Source organism: Pseudomonas sp. P5_A2_2, from assembly GCF_054177685.1.
Genome location: NZ_JBGCUL010000586.1, coordinates 1 through 2,901 on the forward strand (window position 1 = coordinate 1; position 2,901 = coordinate 2,901).

At 60.2% G+C, this 2,901-nt stretch carries 2 protein-coding genes and 2 pseudogenes; 2 read left to right on the forward strand and 2 right to left on the reverse strand.

Annotated elements, in window-relative coordinates; all coding sequences use genetic code 11:
- A pseudogene (locus tag ACXRVY_RS22670) lies at window positions 1-110 on the reverse strand (phosphate-starvation-inducible protein PsiE); the annotation flags it as partial.
- 320 nt (window positions 111-430) lie between these two features.
- Here ACXRVY_RS22670 and ACXRVY_RS22675 point away from each other — a divergent pair.
- Window positions 431-670 (forward strand): annotated as a pseudogene (locus ACXRVY_RS22675) (YebG family protein); the annotation flags it as partial.
- A 188-nt stretch (window positions 671-858) separates the two neighbouring features.
- Here the strand turns inward: ACXRVY_RS22675 and ACXRVY_RS22680 are convergent.
- Window positions 859-1,878 (reverse strand): Glu/Leu/Phe/Val dehydrogenase family protein, encoded by a 1,020-nt coding sequence (locus ACXRVY_RS22680; protein WP_223463381.1) that lies wholly within the window; start codon window positions 1,876-1,878, stop codon window positions 859-861.
- 183 nt (window positions 1,879-2,061) lie between these two features.
- Here ACXRVY_RS22680 and ACXRVY_RS22685 point away from each other — a divergent pair, with 183 nt between their 5' ends.
- A complete protein-coding gene (locus ACXRVY_RS22685) occupies window positions 2,062-2,865 on the forward strand; it encodes a SirB1 family protein (RefSeq protein ID WP_223463382.1) in 804 nt (267 codons plus the stop codon).
- Window positions 2,866-2,901 lie beyond the last annotated feature (36 nt).

The following is a 2,901-nucleotide window of genomic DNA, read 5'->3' on the forward strand; positions in this document are numbered from 1 at the left end:
CCAATGGCGRACAGCGCCAGGTAGTGGAAGGTTTCGACGAACAGATTGCCCAGGGACTCGGCCAGTCCATGTACGTTCTGCCGCAGTTTTTCGGCCCAGTTGATTTTCACGATGCTGCTTCCTTAGGTCGGCTCGACCGGATGATGCGGGTTGGACGTGACGGTTTTTCTGCATGCAGAAAAAAGGCCAGAGGCTGTTGAGTGAGATGAGGATGGTCTGCCGCTGGACACTTTTGTGGCCATTTCACCGGCCTCTTCGTCGGAACGCCGCCCGGACCAAGCCCGCTCCCACAGGCAACAGTGCAAATCCGGATTTCCGGTCTACATTAAAAAGCCACTACCCAAAAGACAGGGATTCGCTTATCCTTTTGGCTGTATATAAATACAGTAGTCGAAATCGACAACCAATGTGAAGGCATGTGAGGTGGTGAATGGCCGTCGAAGTGGTATACCGCAGCAGCCGAGATCTGGAGCGCTTGTTCATGGATAAAGCCGAAGCTGACCGTCATGACAAAATGCTCGAACTGGCCGAATTGCTGGCTGAAGTATTGCAAAAAGCCGTTCCGTCCCTGACCGAGCAGCAAGTGGAAGAAGCCGGGATCTACATGGCGAAGAATCGCGACGTGTTCGCCAAGGCGTTCAAGAGCCAGCCGGACGCTCTGTCCGAATTGCTCAGCGCACCGGTTGAAGTCGCAGAACCTGTCGCAGCGCTCGAGGTCGTTGAAGCCGCTGAGCCGATCGTCCCGGCCAAGCCTGCCAAGGCCCCCAAAGCCGCCAAGTAGGCACAGCCCGAATTGAACAGGCCCTGAGTCGAATGACCCAGGGCCTTTTTCATGCCTGTGGAAAACTCATGCCTGACTCACCGGTACAACACTTTCTCCGCCAACTCATCGGCCACCCGTGCGGGAGAGCGTTTTTCCGCCTGGGCGTGGGCGAACACTTCGGTCAGGCGCGTGCTGATTTTCGACAGGTGCGCGGTGATGGTCGACAGTCCTTCCCCTCGGTGCTTGAGCGACACGTAAATCAGCCCGCCAGCGTTGATCACGTAATCCGGCGCATACAGGATGCCACGGCGCTCCAGTTGGTCGGCGACGTCCAGATGCGTCAGCTGATTGTTCGCCGAACCGGCCACCGCCGAGCAGCGCAATTGCGTCACGGTATGGCTGTTGAGTACACCGCCCAGGCCGCAGGGCGCGAGGATATCGCAAGGTGTGCTGAGCAGCGCTTCGTTGGCAATCGGGTGCGCACCGAGTTGCTCCATGGCCAATTGCACCTTGCCGTGATCGATATCGCTGACCAGCAGTTCGGCTCCGGCGGCGTGCAACTGCTCCGCCAGGGCATAGCCGACATTGCCCAAGCCTTGAATCGCTACGCGCAAACCTTCGAGATTATCGCTACCCAACCGCGCCATGGCAGTGGCGCGAATGCCGGTGAATACGCCCATTGCCGCATGGGGCGCCGGGTCTCCCGCCGACGTGGTGCTGGTGACGTGCTGGGTCTGTTGGGCGATGCAATCCATGTCCGCTACCGAAGTGCCGCTGTCGATGGCGGTGATGTAGCGACCATCAAGCTGATTGATGCAGCGCCCGAAGGCTTCGAAYAGCGCACCGCGGTTTGCAACATGGGCCGGGCGGACAATGACCGCCACACCTCCCCCCTGCGCCAGCCCGGCCAGCGCAGCCTTGTAGCTCATGCCCTGGGCCAGGCGCACAGCATCCTCGATCGCGGATTCGTCGCTGGGGTAGGCAAGGTAACGACAACCACCCAGGGCAGGCCCCAGACGGCTGTTATGAATGGCAATGACCGCCTTCAACCCGGTGACCGAGTCGACGCTCAGATGCAGCGATTCAAGGCGGGTGCTTTGCATGAGAGCGAACATCGTAAGGCTCCCGAATCACTTCTTGTAGACGCCAGTATAGGCTTGCGCCCAAAAATTGCAGAAGCGCACCGGAATAAGCACGGCCACGATGCAAGCTTTAGGAAATAACCTGCATTCGACCTTGTACGGCACTGGACGAACGCCGGAGAGGGGGCTAAAACGAGGCATCGCCCGGAGATTTTGATGACCCCGCGCCAATCGTTCTTCGCCTGCCTGCAACGTTCACCGCCCGCGCTGTTCGAGGCGGCACTGTGGATTGCGGTCGAGCACGACAACGAGGTGGAGCCGCAAGCACTGCTGGCCGATTTCCAGGCGTTGCAGCAACGGGTCAGTGGCGGCTTGCCGATGCTGCCGGTCAGTGAACTGGCCCAGCCGCTACTGCGGCGCATGAACGACCTTGGCTTCGCCCAGGACGATTTCACGCCGTTACGCCCCCAAGTGGCCCTGTTGAACAAGGTACTGGAACGCCGAAGAGGCCAACCCTTGACGCTGGGGCTGATTGCGCTGGAGTTGGCCAGGGGTCTGGAGATTCCCCTGGTCGGGGTCAACTTCCCCGGGCATTTCCTGCTGCGGGTGCCGGGCGCCGACCATTTGCTCGATCCCTGCGGCGGTCGTCGCCTTTATCCGAACGATTGTCGGGAGTTGTTGCAGCGCCAGTACGGCCCGAACATAAAGCTCAGCGCCGAGCACCTCGCAACCGCCGAGCCGGCGCAGATGCTGCAACGGCTGTCGCGCAACCTGCGCCAGTTGTACCTGTCCCACGACGATTTCATCAATGCCTTGATCGACGCCGATCGCGTCCTGGAACTGGGTGACGCCAGTGCCTCCGACTATCTGGCCCGGGCCAGCCTGTACCAGCGGCTGGACTGCCCGAACGCCGAGCGTTTTGACCTGGAGCACGCACTGCTGCTCAGCGACGATCCGATCCAGCGGATTCGCCTGACGGAACGGTTGGGGCATCTGCCGCCCAATTCCATCGTCCATTAAAAGCAAAAGATCGCAGTCTGCGGCAGCTCCTACGAG

Coding starts and splice junctions, on each gene's coding strand:
- ACXRVY_RS22685 (WP_223463382.1), top strand. CDS start 2,062: ATGACCCCGCGCCAATCGTTCTTCGCCTGCCTGCAACGTTCACCGCCC.